The sequence below is a fragment of the Spirosoma profusum genome (assembly GCF_014699005.1).
Taxonomy (GTDB): Bacteria; Bacteroidota; Bacteroidia; order Cytophagales; family Spirosomataceae; genus Spirosoma; species Spirosoma profusum.
This window is the reverse complement of the sequence record NZ_JACWZY010000011.1, coordinates 1-15,540: the sequence shown is the minus strand read 5'-3', so window position 1 is coordinate 15,540 and position 15,540 is coordinate 1. Positions and strand designations below refer to the sequence as shown.

12 protein-coding genes are annotated in these 15,540 nt (G+C 45.6%); 7 read left to right on the top strand and 5 right to left on the bottom strand.

The genetic code is table 11. The annotated features are described in order from the left end of the window. The first annotated feature begins 35 nt into the window (after window positions 1–35). Window positions 36–335, top strand: a complete 300-nt coding sequence (locus IC229_RS14510; protein WP_190887716.1) for a hypothetical protein — start codon at window positions 36–38, stop codon at window positions 333–335. A gap of 70 nt (window positions 336–405) precedes the next feature. Here IC229_RS14510 and IC229_RS14505 read toward each other — a convergent pair whose 3' ends face one another. From IC229_RS14505 to IC229_RS14490, 4 genes are all read right to left on the bottom strand, one after another. Next, on the bottom strand, window positions 406–975 hold the full coding sequence (locus IC229_RS14505) for a hypothetical protein (RefSeq protein WP_190887715.1): 570 nt from the start codon (window positions 973–975) through the stop codon (window positions 406–408). A gap of 122 nt (window positions 976–1,097) precedes the next feature. Beyond that, a complete protein-coding gene (locus IC229_RS14500) occupies window positions 1,098–1,583 on the bottom strand; it encodes an SRPBCC family protein (RefSeq protein WP_190887714.1) in 486 nt (161 codons plus the stop codon). 192 nt (window positions 1,584–1,775) lie between these two features. Beyond that, window positions 1,776–3,500, bottom strand: a complete 1,725-nt coding sequence (locus tag IC229_RS14495; RefSeq protein WP_190887713.1) for a PD-(D/E)XK nuclease domain-containing protein — start codon at window positions 3,498–3,500, stop codon at window positions 1,776–1,778. A 160-nt stretch (window positions 3,501–3,660) separates the two neighbouring features. Then, entirely contained in the window at window positions 3,661–4,449 is a 789-nt protein-coding gene (locus IC229_RS14490) for a hypothetical protein (RefSeq protein WP_190887712.1), read from the bottom strand. 465 nt (window positions 4,450–4,914) lie between these two features. On the opposite strand from IC229_RS14490, the gene IC229_RS14485 reads away from it, so the two are divergent. Further along, window positions 4,915–5,421 (top strand): hypothetical protein, encoded by a 507-nt coding sequence (locus IC229_RS14485; RefSeq protein ID WP_190887711.1) that lies wholly within the window; start codon window positions 4,915–4,917, stop codon window positions 5,419–5,421. Window positions 5,422–5,732: 311 nt separating this feature from the next. Here the strand turns inward: IC229_RS14485 and IC229_RS14480 are convergent, their stop codons facing one another. Continuing rightward, a complete protein-coding gene (locus IC229_RS14480; RefSeq protein ID WP_190887710.1) occupies window positions 5,733–6,143 on the bottom strand; it encodes a hypothetical protein in 411 nt (136 codons plus the stop codon). A gap of 63 nt (window positions 6,144–6,206) precedes the next feature. Here IC229_RS14480 and IC229_RS14475 point away from each other — a divergent pair, with 63 nt between their 5' ends. The 5 genes from IC229_RS14475 (at window position 6,207) to IC229_RS14455 (ending at window position 15,343) form a co-directional block, all read left to right on the top strand. After that, window positions 6,207–6,500, top strand: coding sequence for a transposase (locus IC229_RS14475; RefSeq protein WP_190887709.1), 294 nt, complete (start codon window positions 6,207–6,209; stop codon window positions 6,498–6,500). A gap of 2 nt (window positions 6,501–6,502) precedes the next feature. Next, window positions 6,503–7,237 carry an IS3 family transposase gene (locus IC229_RS14470; protein WP_190887708.1) on the top strand — a complete coding sequence of 245 codons (735 nt, stop codon included), beginning with the start codon at window positions 6,503–6,505 and terminating at the stop codon, window positions 7,235–7,237. Then, window positions 7,167–7,319, top strand: a complete 153-nt coding sequence (locus tag IC229_RS36110) for an IS3 family transposase (protein ID WP_394355945.1) — start codon at window positions 7,167–7,169, stop codon at window positions 7,317–7,319. The genes IC229_RS14470 and IC229_RS36110 overlap by 71 nt, the downstream gene beginning before the upstream one ends. Window positions 7,320–7,665: 346 nt before the next feature. Next, window positions 7,666–8,523, top strand: a complete 858-nt coding sequence (locus IC229_RS14460; protein ID WP_190887706.1) for an IS982 family transposase — start codon at window positions 7,666–7,668, stop codon at window positions 8,521–8,523. Window positions 8,524–9,502: 979 nt separating this feature from the next. Next, a complete protein-coding gene (locus IC229_RS14455) occupies window positions 9,503–15,343 on the top strand; it encodes a putative Ig domain-containing protein (protein WP_190887705.1) in 5,841 nt (1,946 codons plus the stop codon). Window positions 15,344–15,540 lie beyond the last annotated feature (197 nt).

The window sequence follows — 15,540 nt, the reverse complement described above, 5'->3', positions numbered from 1 at the left end:
ATTGATTATCAATGGATTAGTGGGTAAATTTGTATATGCTTTATATTAATCAATTACGTACGCTTAAGCAGTACGAAAGCCTCTCTGAGAAGCAACTTCTCCAAAGGATATACGCTGGTCAACTTTATCAGACCCAACTAGTAACCCAAATTTTACTTATTCTTTTTACACTGCTGAATGCGGTAGCTAAACTACTCCTAGGGCGAGAGAAACAAGAGCTTCTGGATACCGATTTGAGTCCTGAACCACTACCTGCCATTCAGCGTAAAATCGAAGAAACACAGCAGGAGTTGGAGGAAGACTTACAGAAGGGTGTTTACGATGCTGGGCTGTAACGTTTGTTTACCGTCGCTTAATTGACTGCATCCATCCTGGTCAGGTTTAATTAATTACTGGAAGACTATCCTAAACAGTTTGCTCATTAGTAGAATCAAGCCCTGCGTTTATCAGCAGACGAGTGAGGAAAGTTTTTGTTAGGTCGTTAAACCAGTGGCTTACCTTTATACAAAGTTGCATTTCGGTATCAGTTATAGCATAATCATCGCTGCTTTTAGGGTGCGTAATTCGATTGCGAATCTTGATAGCTTCTTGAAAATTCTCCCATCCCTTTGTGCCTACACCTAAGTTGATACCTGCACTATGTCGATAGTTAAGCACTTTCGCTACAAACTGCAAATTATCGGTCAGCGGAAGAAACTTCGCTTGTTGTCTTACATCTCCATTACTCTTAAGCGAATAATCAGTTTCGGATAACAGTAGATACTCACTTACAGGCATTTCAGGGGAATCGGGTGATTTTTCCGCGACCAGACATACCTGTTTCATTAACCAGATGCTTCCCTCAATGCTGGCAAAGATGGTTCTAATGTACGTGCGCCTATGAAATGGAATGTCAACTGTTTCTAAAAGGAGCTCTGCAAGTGCTGAATCCTCAAGCAAACTAAGATAGGCATCTCTGAGATCTCGGAACGTCATTTTATTATTGCATTACTTATTTGTATAACAATTCATAAGCGTGGCGATTCATGTGTCAAGCGAATTTCAAGCAAAAGCCTGCCTATTGAGTTGTGTGGTCTGTCAGTTTGAGGCTAACCTGACTATAAAGCGACGTCCGGGATAAAACTCCTCCACTGGCCTGATTCGGCAATCTCTCTGATAGTCTGATTGCGTTCAAGTAAAAAGCGCTTCATGTAATTCTCAAGGATGATCAGGTTGAAGAACCTACCTAACAGGCCCAATGGCGACTCAAACCTAAACACATCCCTCATCAACGTTCCATAGTTCGTTTCGACAAAGTAATGCTCGTGTTTCATGGATTTGAAGGCTCCCTGTAGCATCTCGTCAACAAAGTGATCAAAGGGTTTTTCGTCAGTGATTTGAGTAGTTAGCGTTTGCCATACGCCAAAGTGTTTAGCTTTCCAGGTCACCGTGTCGCCTACCCTCATAATGCCTTGCCGAACACCACCCACAATGTGCTCCCCGGTTTTCTGGGTCGAAAGTTGATGCAAATCAACGCTCAATGAGAGTTTATAACAGACTTCAGGCTTGGCCTTAATAGCCGTCTCGAGCAACAGAACAGACATTCCCTACTATTTCATGCATTTATTAGTCATTTAAACTATAGACTGCTAGTAGTCAATCAGAGGTTTACTTTTATCAACCTGCAACCACAGCAGAGTTAAATCGTCTAGTCGAAAGGTTATGTAGACGAACGTATTGAACAGCAATACATTGGGTTGGGTGCCGGTAAAACGGACTCAAAAGATGTCTGCCAGTTAACGAATAATACAGATTGTACAGTTACTCCTTATTTCAAAATCACGCTTAAATCGGTTATCTTCTTTGATACGCCGTTCGGGGTCATAGATCACAAACAACTTATAGGCTCCGTCAGGATACTTCATTAAATCAGCAGCAATCTGATCGGTGATTACACTAGGGGGAGTTTTCTTACGAAGAAACTTGGCTTCAATAAAAAGGTCAGCATCGGCACTTGTTGAGGAATGGTCAGGCACAACTGTAGCAAACGAGAAGCGAACGGCTGGATATTCCCGTTCATAGGTTTCGCTGTCCCGCCTTAACAAAGCTTGAATTTGGTCATTAAGAGCGTTTTCATGTCCTACAGTTATGCTTGCCAGCGCAATAGGTATAGTTGTATTGAGCATCCGCGCAATGTCAGCAGCTAAACATTCAGCGCGGTCACGTTGAAAACGACGAGCATTTACGACTTCATAAATCGAGTTAGCTAACGGCGGCTTGAAGATAGAATCATGCATATCGACCATCCGTCTATAAGCTCGCTCAACTGCTCCAGCATGTCTAAGATAAAGTTGGTGCAGATTTGTTACTTCCTCCTCTATGTGTTCATTTGGTATGAATTCGATGAGATCAGATAAAGGATCTAAGTAATCGTTGTAAAATTCATCAAAGTGAGTTGTAGCGAATGTATGCGCATGGCGCATATAGTCGATGACATGCGTTTGAGCGTCTTTTTTTGGAAACGCTTCAGTTGCTAAGTCGAAATCGTAGACGGTGTCATACTTCTCTAGTTTCGCAGCATACATCGCGAAACGTCGGTCAACGCATTGAGAGCAATAGCCACAGTGTGAGGCACTTGTACGATTATTGAATTTCTCAAATGTTTTTGTACAAGTAAGAGTTGAACCAATTAAATCGGGTTGATTGTATTGCTTAAGTACTGAGACGACTTCGGTTTTCGTCAGGTGAATGAATGGATGCCTAATTATAAATGGATGATTAAGCACACCTGCAAAGACTTTTTGAAGCAGACCCAGTGTTTTGGGATGAGTAGTTCTACTGGCTCGTCCATTCATCAAATCCTGGCGCTTACTTAAGTTTATCGAGGTGATGCCATTCTCAAAGATGTTTAACTCATCCTGTCCATAAGCTTGAGCAAGCGCAAAACCAACGGCAGTGTATAGAAAAAAGCGAGTTCGCTGAGTTTCTTCGCTGGCTCTGACTCCCGTTAGACTGCATTCAAGTGGGTGATAAAGTAAACGTCCGGGATAGGCGCGGTTGAGTGCTTCGTAGACTCTCTTTTGAACCTTGACTGTTGAAGGATTAGATCGGTGGCTTGTAATGACAACCTTTTTATCAGTTGTCGCCAGTAAAGAAACGACTCCCGCCAGGAAGTCTAATCCTCCCGAGAATAAGGCGACTGGATAGCCACTTTTTAGGTCAACCGAGTCAGGTGCCGTATCGGCATCATGAAATAAGCTTGTGGGTGGATCTGTACTTATACGTTTTGTAAAATAGAAACTATAGGATTTGTCACCCGACACAAAAGTCAAAGCACTTGCTAAGCTCTTTACAACCTCATCCTGTTGCCAATAAGTTAAGTCACGCACAGGTATGCAGAATGTTAGCTCACGCGCCCAATTTTCAAACTCTACCTGGTTAGGTCTGCCACGGGTTATGAGCCGGTCCGCAGCGTAGATAAATGCGGCCATCTCGATAAGATCGCGAGTTCGATCTGGCATTCTGGGTATCAACCGTGAAGCAAAGTCATATATCTTAACAGTCATGTTCCGACCAGGTAGTCCCTCTCGATTGGCTAGGCGTGTAATACGGTGATCAGGTAATACGCCAACCAACGGTTCTGGTAAAGCCACACCGTCGCAAAGTATGATGTATCGTGTATCAGTCTTCTGCATCGAGATTGAACACGAGGTTATTCTTCAGCTTTTTTAATGCGTACCCGACAAATCCTTGAATGTCAGATGCGTCTGGGAATTGCTTGGCCGCATTCTTATTGTACCAGCCAGCAGCAAACTGCTGAGTTACTTTAGTGGTTTCAAAAGCGCTTTTTGATATTTCATTTAAATGTGAATCGAGCCGTTTGGCGAAGTCGCTATGGTCGAATAGATTCTTAAAAGATGCTGATGCTTCCCGTTCGAGGAAATACTTTAGATAGCGTCCAAGAAAGTTAGAAAAGTAGATACGGGATATTTCGCTGAATCCTCCACCATCAGCTGCTTGCCGCCAAGGCTCAAAAGGATCTGCTTCTCCTCCGAAAAATAGCGCCGTCTGTTCTTGATCGCGTTTAGTCCAAGTGCTGACCGTATCAATTAGGGCCTGCGATGCTATTGTTGCATATTCTGTATTATCGCAATTGGCCTGATTGAATTGCTTGATGGACCGAGCTAACTCAAAGAGGGAGAAAGAAGGGGAGAGCGAGATACCATTCTGTTGTAGGAAAGCATGTGGGTCGCGTTGTTTCGAAGCATGTAACAGGACAAGCAGGTATGAAAAAGAGGCGAGTACTCCTTTGTCCTGATTCATCCGCTCTATTTGACCCGCTACATTTCGGACGGTTTTATCAGCAAGAGAGCCTACATTATTATTCTTTGATGAGAACTCGGTCAGTTCATCCACGATGTTGCGCCATTTCTTAGTGCCTGGTAAACGGCTAATGCGCTCATGTCCCATCGTGGTAAGTCAATTAGTAAAAGTTTCTCTTTAGTGAACAGAACGTTATAGGTCCGTAATATATATTATTGTTGTATAAAGTTATCTTGGAAAGTGACAAAATATTTCGAACTACAGAATACCGCCTGGCAAACTAACTGGTTCAATACTTATGTGAGTGCCCCGATTATCGCCGCTTTCTATCCGTGATTATTGGCTAAGTTCAGGCTCAATGACTGCTTTCAGTTCATAGATTCTCCGCAATCCTTCCACTAGTTTGTTCGAGTTTTCGACGGTTAGGGGTACCTTAATCCCTTGTAATGATTTGTTTATCAGTCATTTACAAGGGATTTTTTCTTTTCACTGAAACCTTACTGAAACATTTTTAAATTATCTGATAGTTTGATGTTTTCAATCACTTTAAAGGTTAAGCAGATATATATGAAAAGGCCATTCAAATCAATAAGTCGATAACTGTTGATATAGATGATGTTCTATCAAATAAAAAAAGAACTTTGGCGGCAAGGTGATACAAACAGGAAAACTTACCCTTCTGCTTATCTTGAAATAGGTATGCAAGGTTATGAATTCTTGCATAAGGTTGATAATGACAGCGAAGCGGAAAATAGCAATAAGTTTAGACCATATTACCTACCCGATAATGTGCCAGTGTTTGACTATTTCGTTTTAAAACAACTATATGCAGATCGTAAGCGTAAATATGACTGGATTCTGCTAGATGTTTATTCAACTGCATTGTCAAAAACTTTTCTAATTATTAATGATGGATTATTAGTGTCCGAAAAGTTTAAAAATATTTTCGAATCATTTAAAGTACCGCACCATAAGTTTTATCCGGCTTTTTTAATGTATAAAGGCAATAAATTAAGATATTACCTTTTTAGAATGGGCGAAGAAAGTATACCCGACTTTGCTGAATCTACTTATAAAATTCAAACTATTACTGAAGAATCGGATAATATTTTTCTTTAGAATCTACTTGTCAACCTACTAATAAAGCAGATTATAAGCCATCTGCTGATGAACAAGAAGTAAGAATTGCTAGTGCAAAGGAACTTAGCATCTCAAATATTGATGATTATTATACACAGAGAAATTTCTCTAAGAAAAAGGATAAAGATCTATCAATACAAAACTATGTTTTTGCTGAAAAATATGATTTTTTTATAAAAAATAAATCACTTATTCAGTTTGTAAGTCTACCATTAATGCAAGCTTTAAAAAATGAAGGTATAACTGGTATTGAATTTCGTGAATTAGATGATGATACTACTGTTTCTTTTTTAAGATAAAGCGGAAACTAACTTTCTATTAAGAATAAACCATGATTTGAATATTGAATTATTGCTAGATGATTGAAGCCTACGCTTAAATAATACTTCCAAATTCATTCCATAAGCCATTGCGATTTCTTTCGCACATATTAAGTACAAGTCTGATGTTGAAGGTTTATTAATGTTGACTGATGAAAGCAAGGTCGGTGTCTTCACAATAGATTGATAAGTTCTAATAAGGTCTTCTTTAACAGTATTCTGAAAATCAACATTTACTAAATCCGCAACCGTAAGATGCTGTTTAAAGCGATTTTCAGGCCATTTGTAATGATTTTCGATACGGATATGGTTGGTGTCCGGATTATAGCCAAAATCGGCCTGTAATCGATTTCTGATACTTTTATCAATGTTCTGCTTCATCCGCTTGCCAGCTGAGATGGTCCAGTTTTGCCGGACAGTCTAAGTGCTTAACTTAGTCGTATCATGGGTAAAAAACAAACTCTGTCGGTATCCCGTCGAAAGTATGATGAGGATTTCAAAAAAGAAACTGTCCGTCTAGCCACCTCTGGAAATCGGACCCTAGCTGATGTCGCCCGTTCACTGGGTATCTCCGAGAACCTGCTCTACCGTTGGAAAGGGAATGAAAAAGCAAGCAGCCCACAGGGCAGTACCGTGTCTACAGAAGAATACGAGCGGCTTCGAGAGCAGCTTCGTCGTGTTGAACAAGAGCGCGAGATCTTAAAAAAAGCATTGGCCATTTTCAGCTGGATGACCTGACTGTGGTGTATAAGCTAGTTACTGAACTGAGTACCCAACACCCCATTCAACTAATTTGTAACACATTGGATATCAGTAGAAGTGCTTACTATGCTTATCGGCAAGGACGGAGCTATCAAGTATCCGAAGAGAAAAGAATGCTCATTACGGCCATGCAGGATAGTTTTGCTGATCACCGTCGTCGATACGGCAGTCGTCGATTAACACCTGAGTTACAAGAGCAGGGCTATTCGGTCGGGCGCCATCAGGTACGACGGCTCATGTACCAGGAAGGTTTAGTCGCCATTCAACCGCGTAGTTTTGTGCCTCCAACAACTGACAGCTGCCATAATGGCCCCTTCAGTCCTAACTTATTGCTGGGCATGCCACTGCCAACAGCTCCAGCTCAGGTACTAGTCGGCGACATTACTTATCTGCCCTTAGCCAATGGCGGCTGGGCCTACTTAGCCGCCTGGATGGATTTATATTCCCGGCTGATCGCTGGATGGCAGCTTGAGCTACATATGGAAGAATCGTTGGTGCATGATGCGCTGAAAAAAGCACTTATGCGCAGAAAATTAACTAAGAATGCCATTGTGCATTCCGACCGGGGTGGTCAGTATATTGGCAAGTCATTCCGAATGACATTATTTGACAACGCAATACAGCAAAGCATGAGTCGGCCAGATGATCCCTATGACAATGCCTTTATGCCGGGCCGCCGGTGCGGAATCTTGTTGGTCGAGACTAAAGGCTGAACTGGTGGAGAACGGTGCGTTCCGCTCGTTAGAAGATGCTCGAATTGAGTTATTCGATTACATTGAATGCTATTACAATTGAAGACGGCGGCACTCATCACTGGGCTATGTGAGCCCTGAACAATTTGAGAGACAGTATTACTTAACTTTTAATCAAAATTTGCATAGTTGACTATCCGGCAAAACTGGACCACCCCAATTCAGCATTGAGTTTACTGCTGTAGTGGTATCTATGAGGTTTACAAAGTGAGTTATACGGTTGTAGTAAACACCCATTTGCGCCTCTTTCCCTAACCAATTAAATCCTCCCTGAGGCAGTCTTGGTCTACGTGATATTACTCTCTAACCTAAGTTGTGTGGTATGATGTGAACCAACAAAAAAAGCATGGTTTGAATAGTTTTGAGTCGCCAAACCTAAACTACCGACCATGCTCCACTTCGACACGGACGACCTGCGTGATGTTTTCGTGTATGCAATGATAGACGACTATCTCAAGACTTGCAATCATGCTACCTCCACGGGCGCTGCCGCCAACGGCCAGCCGCCCAAGTTGACCGATGCCGAAGTATTGTTTGTCTTCCTAATCGGTTGCTTAGACCATGGTGGCAACTGCCAGCAAGCTATGCGCGCCATGAAACGCGCTCGCAACATCACCCAAAAGCTCAGTCGTTCTCAATTCAACCGCCGAGTCCATAAGTTGCAGGACCGTTTATGCGAGCTTTTGGCGCTGCTGAGCCAGTGGGCAAAAACGGAAAATACCCAGTTTGCTCTTGACTCCTGCCCCTTGCCTGTCTGTAAAAACATCCGCATCAGCCGTTGCCAGTTAGTCCAGGGCGAAGCATTTCGCGGCTACAACGCCAGTAAGCGTGAGTACTTTTATGGCTACAAAGTACATCTGATCACGGCGGCTGATGGACGTATTGTCGAGTTCGATTTTACACCGGGCAGTTGTCATGACCAGATCGCCTTTGAACTGCTCAACTTTGAGTTAGCCGCCGACAGTGTCGTCTATGCTGATAAAGCCTATAACCATCATGCTCAGGAAGAGTTGCTGGCCCAGGCCGCCGGAATAGCTTTTCAACCCATCCGGCGCAGTAACTCCCGCCAAAGCGACAATGATTATTGCACCAACTGGCTACGCCAGCAGGCTCGTCGTCACGTTGAAACCGACATCAGTCAGTTGGTGAGTCATTGGCCCCGGCGTATTCATGCGGTGACGGCGAAGGGCTTTTTGCTCAAAGTAGTGGGTTTTGTGATGACCCACAACATTTTGTTCTATGTCTAACCACACAACTTAGGTTCTCTATTATCTTGTTAACTGATGGTAATCCATCATCAGGAACAATAGCCATCGTTGTCCGTCCACAAGTTTTATTAGGGCGAATGGACGGTGGACACTTAATGGCACAAGCTTCTGTTAGTCCTGGAATGAGATCCTTGAAAACTAAGTAGGTATTACAAAGATGCGAATTGTATTCAATGAATGCGTAGTAGGCGTATAAGACAGAGAACCCAGGCAGAAATACCCCCTCCCAAAACCAGTGACTTCCCCCGGCCCTTCAAAGAAAAGTGGCTCTATTAGCTGGTTCCTAAAAGGCGAAGGCAGAGTAACTAATTCAAATGGCTTAAATAAAACGAAGTCGTATCGTTTTCCTGATAATCAATTAATCACATCAGAAAGCGCAGATCGTTCTCCGTTATGGTGGAAGTGGCATAGCCATCAAAGTGAAACGGACCCACTTCTACCTTAAGCCAGCCGGTAATGCCCTTATAATTATAAGGTTGCTGATTGTGGGATGTTGAGTCGAAGCCTAGCTCGAATAAAAGGCCGTGAGTAAGTATTTATAGTAGATGTTAGCCTTTTTGTGTTATTACCATTCAGATATTATTGTAAATAATGTGTTACCTTATTCAGTATATTTCATCCTTCCTTCATAACATGATAGACTCCGTTTCCTTTACCTATCAAATAAATTCTACTCAAGCTTCTGATTTGTTAGCCTATTTTCTGAACCCGCTGGGAAAGAAACCAATGTTAACTCTGTCAACAGACGTTCTGGATTCGGTATAACCCAATTTTTACACACATTGATATATCTAAATATAGGGAGATTCAACCACACAATCTAAACATGGTTTCATCGCTTCGGCCTCAATCAGATCGTTTATGTGTTCAACTGGAATGTCGGGTTACTCGTCTGTGCATGTAAGCATTTACTGCTTAAACCTTTTTTGTTGAGGTAGACAACTTAAAACCAATACGTATGAATTTCTTTACTTTATTGAACAGACTACTGGTAATTCAACTCTTTTGTAGTCTTCTATATGGCGCTTATGGACAAACCCTTCCACTGAGGTATACTGACGTCTACAGAGGAAATTTTATTCTGATTGGCAGCCCGGTGGGGCAGGAAGCTGCGGCTGGTACACCCACTCCTCTTACCGGAACTGTAGGAGCAACTGGCGCTAACACTGCCGACTCGTCTCCCGATGTCTTCTGGCGTTCGGATTCTCCCTCTGCTGGCCAGGCCGAAGCGAACACCAGCATTACGGCAGCCAACGCCCGTACGGCAGCTCAACTAAACATTCCGGTCGGAGCAGTCGTCAAAAAAGCGTATTTGGTTTGGGCAGGTACTTTATCCGCTCCTCCCACTGGGCCTTTTTCCGTGAGCATTCAATACGGCAATTCAACCAACAACGGTCTAATCTCTGATTATCACGTAACTGGTCCAAACAATAGCTACCAGGCGATAAAAGACATTACGGCTATCGTACAGGCTGAAGGGAGTGGTACATACACTGTATCGGGTGTTCCCTGTATTGCACTTGCGAATTTGAATAACTCAAATCTTTTCGGTGGCTGGTCGATGGTTGTGTTTTACGAATCTAGTTCAGAACCATATCGGGTACTATCGCTAAACGCTGGTCTCCAGGGGGTATCATCAGCTACTCCCTACTCGGCGACCTATTCGGACCTAGGTGTAATTAATGGAACAGTCAGGTTAGGTATTGTTGCTTATGAAGGGGATAATACGGGCGTTGGTGATGCACTTTCTGTAAATGGAACGATACAAACGAATGATCTCAACCCAGCCAATAACTTTTTTAACGGTACCCGGAGTACCGATGGCGTAGCCGCTAGCGTAGTAGGTGACTTACCCCGACTCACTGGAACAGCCGGTAGTATGTCTGGAATCGACTTAGACATTATTGATATTACCGGTAGTGTCACTCAAGGTGCAAATTCGTTCACGGTTGCGGCAACTTCAGTCGGTGATGTTTTCTTTTTGGGTGTTCTGGCTTCTTCAACTGAAGCGATTTTACCAACGCCTACTATTGGGAGCTTTGCAGCAACTCCTGATCCGGTATGTTCAGGGAGTCCGGTTACGTTCACGGCCACCATTGGCAACGTAACGGGGGCCTATGACTTCACCCTCACCAATGGCTCCAGTACCACTACGGGCACTACGTCCACCACGGTACTCAGCCAAGTTCTGACTACCAGTGGCTCGGGAAGCCAGAACTTCACCCTGACGGTCAGCGATAATGGCCAGTCAGCCAGCGCAACAGCCAACGTAACAGTCAATAACTCAGCCACCGCAGTTTTGTCAAACAATGGTCCACTGAGTTGCACCCTTACCAACGTAACACTGACGGCTTCGGGTGGTACGTCGTTTACCTTTGTCAACAGTAACGGGACGGTGTTGGCGGGATCCGGCAACACGCGAACCGTGACCACCCCCGGTACGTATTCGGTGACAGTGACCAATGCCAGTGGCTGTATCAGCACCACCAGCACGACCGTGACTAGCCTAACCGCCAACGTACTGGTGAGCAATCCTACGACGACTACGGCAGTTCAGGGAGTTAACTTTTTTCAGAGTTTCACCGCATCGGGTGGTAGTAGTCCTTATAGCTACAGTCTGATAAGTGGGATTTTGCCAACTGGACTAAGTCTGAGCAGCACTACGGGTACATTATCAGGTACGGCTACAGAGAATAGCAGCTATTCCATAACGGTGCAGGCCACCGACGCCAACGGTTGCGTGGGTACCAGCGCGGTTTACAATTTGGTTGTTCATGAGATTATACCTATTCGCTACGTACGAGCTGGGGCCAGTGGTAGCGGTACTAGTTGGGCCAATGCCAGTGGCGATGTACAGGCTATGATTAACGCCGTGGGTGTCGAACAGGTTTGGGTGGCGGCTGGCACCTACAAGCCTACGGCAACTGCTGTCCGGAACATAAGTTTTTCGATGAAAAATGGAGTTGCCATTTATGGAGGGTTTCCAGCCAGTGGCAACCCAACATTAGCCGAGCGGCAGCCCACCAGCTACAGCACAATTCTATCTGGTGACATTGACAATGATGGCGCTTTAACCAACAACAGTTACCATGTCATTTCTAACCCCATAGGCCTTACTACTGGCGTACTGGATGGCTTTATTATTACCGGCGGGAATGCCAATGCTGGAAGTGAGCCCAGTATCGATGGCGGAGGAATGTTTAACAACGGAGCTGGAGGTGTTTGCAATCCTATCGTCCGTAACTGCTTGTTTCTAAATAATTTTGCATCTAACAGAGGAGGAGCAGTCTACAATTATGCGCGTAGTAATTCCAGTATCAGTAGCCCTCAATTCATCAACTGTTCCTTTATGAACAATTCATCAGCTAACGGTGGTGGAGCAATCTGGAATGCTGGGAATGCTTTTAATGCCAGCAGCAGCCCACAGTTTATCAACTGCTCTTTTGTGGCTAATATTTCTACTAGCATTGGTGGTGCCATAACAAATGATGGTTTCGATAGGGGTAATGCCAACCCACAACTAACGAACTGTTCCTTTCTCAACAATTCTGCTGCCCAGGGGGGGGCGATCTGGAGCCAGGGATCATATTCTTCATTTCCTGGTAACAGCAATACGCAACTAACTAACTGTGTGTTCTTTAACAATGGAGGAAGCAATTCCATCCATAACTCTCCAGGTAATGCTACAGTAACGGGAACCTATAGCCTTTTTGAACCAGACGTAACGGGTTATGTCAGTGGACCAGGCAATCTAACCACTACCGTCTCGCCCTTCGTGTCTACGACTAATACACAGCTCAACGCCTGCTCACCAGCCATCAACACCGGCAGCACCAGTGCCTACACGGCCGTTAGTGCTCCATCTACCGATCTGGCAGGAAACCCTCGTTTCTACCAGAATGGCCTCATCGACATGGGCGCTTATGAGTTACAGGTTCCGTCGGCCAGTCTGGGTATCACTCAACAGCCGCCCAGTGGCACGGCTATCTGTGCAGGGGCTACCGTTACCGTGACCATTTCAGTCAGTGGTAGTAGTCCTACCTACCAGTGGTATAAAGATGGCATCTCGTTGGGCGCTACCCAGCAGAGTGCGACTCTCACGCTGCCCAACGTTACGACGGCCCAGGCCGGCAGCTACTCGGTAATTGTTGCCAATAGTTGTAGTAGTGTTACTTCGACCGCCTTCAGCCTAAGTGTCAATCCCCTGCCTACGCCTAGCCTTGTTGCCAGTGGCACCATCACCTGTACTCAGACCAGCGTAACGCTCACCGCCGGGGGCGGTTCGTCCTACCTCTTTAGTGGTTCAGGTATTGTGAACCAAAACCCAACCTCCGGCACGGCGCTAGTGAATGCAGGCGGCCTTTATTCGCTCACCGTTACCAGTGCCAGCGGCTGTTCCAGCAGTTCTACCCTAACGGTGGATCAGAATACGACTCTTCCTGTGGTGAGCATTTCTCCTGCCAGTACTACATTAACCTGCTCCAGTCCGTCGGTGAGTCTATCTGCTACCGGTAGTGGTACATATCGGTGGAACACGGGGGCAATCACTCAGACTATTGCCGTCAGCACTGCTACTACTTACTCGGTGACACTGACGGGTACGAACGGTTGTACTGCCAGTGCGAGTGTGGTGGTAGGTCAGGATAACGCTGCACCTACAGTGAGTATCAGCCCTAGCAGCGCTACGTTAACTTGTACCAGTCCAATTGTAAGTCTGTCGGCGGTGGGCAGCGGTACCTATCGCTGGAACACCGGGGCTACTACGTCCAGTATTTCTGTCAGTGTGGCCGATACGTATTCAGTGACGCTCACCGGAGCGAATGGGTGTACATCGACGACCAGTGCTAGCATCAGTATCGATCAAACGCCACCTTCTCTCACGATTTCACCGGCGAGTGCCACGTTAACCTGTACCAATCCGGTAGTGAGTCTGTCCGCTATTGGTACGGGTAACTATCGCTGGAGTACGGGGGCCGCTACGCCGGTCATCAGTACGTCCATTGCTGACACGTATTCCGTTACGTTGACCGGCGCGAATGGTTGTAGCGTATCCGCTTCCGCCCAGGTGATTCTGGATCAGACACCGCCTTTAGTCAGTATCAATCCTACCAGTGCTACGTTGACCTGCGTTACCCCTGTGGTAAGTTTAAGTGCCGTTGGCAGTGGTACGTATCGGTGGAGTACGGGGGCCACTACGTCCACCATCAGTGCTACTACTGGCGGATCATATTCCGTTACGTTGACGGCTACCAATGGTTGCACCGCTTCTGCTTCTACGAGCATCTCTCTCGATAATACTCCGCCAACTGTCGGTATTATTCCATCTGTCGGAACGCCGACTGGTGCTACGTTGACCTGTTCGACTACGTCAATAAGTCTGTCGGCAGTAGGAAGCGGAAGTGGAACGTATCACTGGAATACAGGGGCCACAACGTCGTTAATCAGCGTGACTAACGCTGGTACCTATTCCGTTACGTTGACCGGAGCCAACAGCTGTACTGCTGTTTCGTCAACTACCATTACGCTGAACAATACCCCACCTTCACTTACAGTTAGTCCTTCTAGTGCTACGTTAACTTGCACTAATCCAACCGTGAGTCTATCGGCGATAGGAACTGGTTCACTACGTTGGAACACGGGTGCTACTACGTCCAGTATTTCTGTCAGTGTGGCAGGTACGTATTCAGTGACGCTCACTGGAGCGAATGGGTGTACATCGACGGCTAATACCAACGTGATTTACCAGAACTGTGCACCAACACTGATTAATAACATTCCATCACAATCGGCTGTGGCAGCTAACGTATTTAGCTATACTATTTCGCCTAACACCTTCACCGATGCCGAAACGCCGAATTCGCTAACCCTGACGGTAAGTGGCTTGCCCGCTGGACTGAGCTTTGTTTCCCCCAACACCATCACCGGTATACCTTCCACAACAGTAGGTTCACCATTTACGGTGACAGTGGTGGCTACTGATCCGGGTGGTTTATCGGCTTCTACCAGCTTTTTGCTGAATGTGCAACAACGCAGTTTCGATATCACTGGCGTAACGATGCTGGACTGCAATCATATCAGTTACTTTGAACGGCGGATCAACTTCACGGTCAGTTTTGAAACTACCTACGGTCAGCCCATCAGTTTGTCGGTCGTCAATGAAGCTAGGACTGTCGCCATCAATGAGCCGTATCAGTTAACCGTGTACACCGACAATCCGGTGATTGTCTTCAAAGCTAGTCAACAGGGCACACTTGGTGAAGCTACCTTTAGTTACAACTGGCTGGCTTTTTGTGCCAATGGGAATCCGAGAGTGGAAAACTCTATCCCACCCCAATCGGCCACAGTGGGGCAGGCATTTAGTTATACTATCCCGTCTAATACGTTCACCGATGCCGAGACGCCCAACAGCCTCAGCTTATCAGTGGTTGGCCTGCCACAGGGATTGAGTTTTGTTGCTCCTGCTACCGTTACGGGTACTGTTTCGGCCTCGACCAGCGCTTTCTACAGTGTGACGATTACGGCAACCGATCCGGCAGGTGGGTCAGTATCGACCATTCTGCCTCTAAGCGTAGTGAATCCAGGCGGCTGTGGGAGTATGTTTACCCTGAAGGCAGGCGACTGGAATAACGCCAGCGTGTGGTCGTGTGACCGGGTGCCATTGATAACTGACGTAGTAACACTCAACCATGCTGTAAGTTTGCCAGCTACGTATCAGGCACAGGCCATGCGGGTGATCTACGGTGCCACCGGTCGACTTTTGTTTGGCGCTAGCAGTCGGTTAAGGCTGGGCGCCAATTAACCTTTGCAATACGTGTACTGTAGCGTACAAATCAAACCTAGTTCTCCTACAGCTACAGTACACCGCCAACCCATACTGGCTCCGTAAGCCTTACCACTAATTACGTTCTATTAACTCCTGCTTTGCTGATGAAGTCAACTCCTCACTTAAAAGCCCACCGCCCCGATAGTCAGCCCCAGGTAAGCTGGCTGCTGGCC

What these genes read in the sequence shown, in the direction of transcription:
- IC229_RS14485 (WP_190887711.1), top strand. Translation starts at nt 4,915, where the DNA reads ATGATGTTCTATCAAATAAAAAAAGAACTTTGGCGGCAAGGTGATACA.
- IC229_RS14490 (WP_190887712.1), bottom strand. Translation starts at nt 4,449, where the DNA reads ATGGGACATGAGCGCATTAGCCGTTTACCAGGCACTAAGAAATGGCGC.
- IC229_RS14500 (WP_190887714.1), bottom strand. Translation starts at nt 1,583, where the DNA reads ATGTCTGTTCTGTTGCTCGAGACGGCTATTAAGGCCAAGCCTGAAGTC.
- IC229_RS14510 (WP_190887716.1), top strand. Translation starts at nt 36, where the DNA reads ATGCTTTATATTAATCAATTACGTACGCTTAAGCAGTACGAAAGCCTC.
- IC229_RS14505 (WP_190887715.1), bottom strand. Translation starts at nt 975, where the DNA reads ATGACGTTCCGAGATCTCAGAGATGCCTATCTTAGTTTGCTTGAGGAT.
- IC229_RS14455 (WP_190887705.1), top strand. Translation starts at nt 9,503, where the DNA reads ATGAATTTCTTTACTTTATTGAACAGACTACTGGTAATTCAACTCTTT.
- IC229_RS14475 (WP_190887709.1), top strand. Translation starts at nt 6,207, where the DNA reads ATGGGTAAAAAACAAACTCTGTCGGTATCCCGTCGAAAGTATGATGAG.
- IC229_RS14495 (WP_190887713.1), bottom strand. Translation starts at nt 3,500, where the DNA reads ATGCCAGATCGAACTCGCGATCTTATCGAGATGGCCGCATTTATCTAC.
- IC229_RS14460 (WP_190887706.1), top strand. Translation starts at nt 7,666, where the DNA reads ATGCTCCACTTCGACACGGACGACCTGCGTGATGTTTTCGTGTATGCA.
- IC229_RS36110 (WP_394355945.1), top strand. Translation starts at nt 7,167, where the DNA reads ATGATCCCTATGACAATGCCTTTATGCCGGGCCGCCGGTGCGGAATCT.
- IC229_RS14480 (WP_190887710.1), bottom strand. Translation starts at nt 6,143, where the DNA reads ATGAAGCAGAACATTGATAAAAGTATCAGAAATCGATTACAGGCCGAT.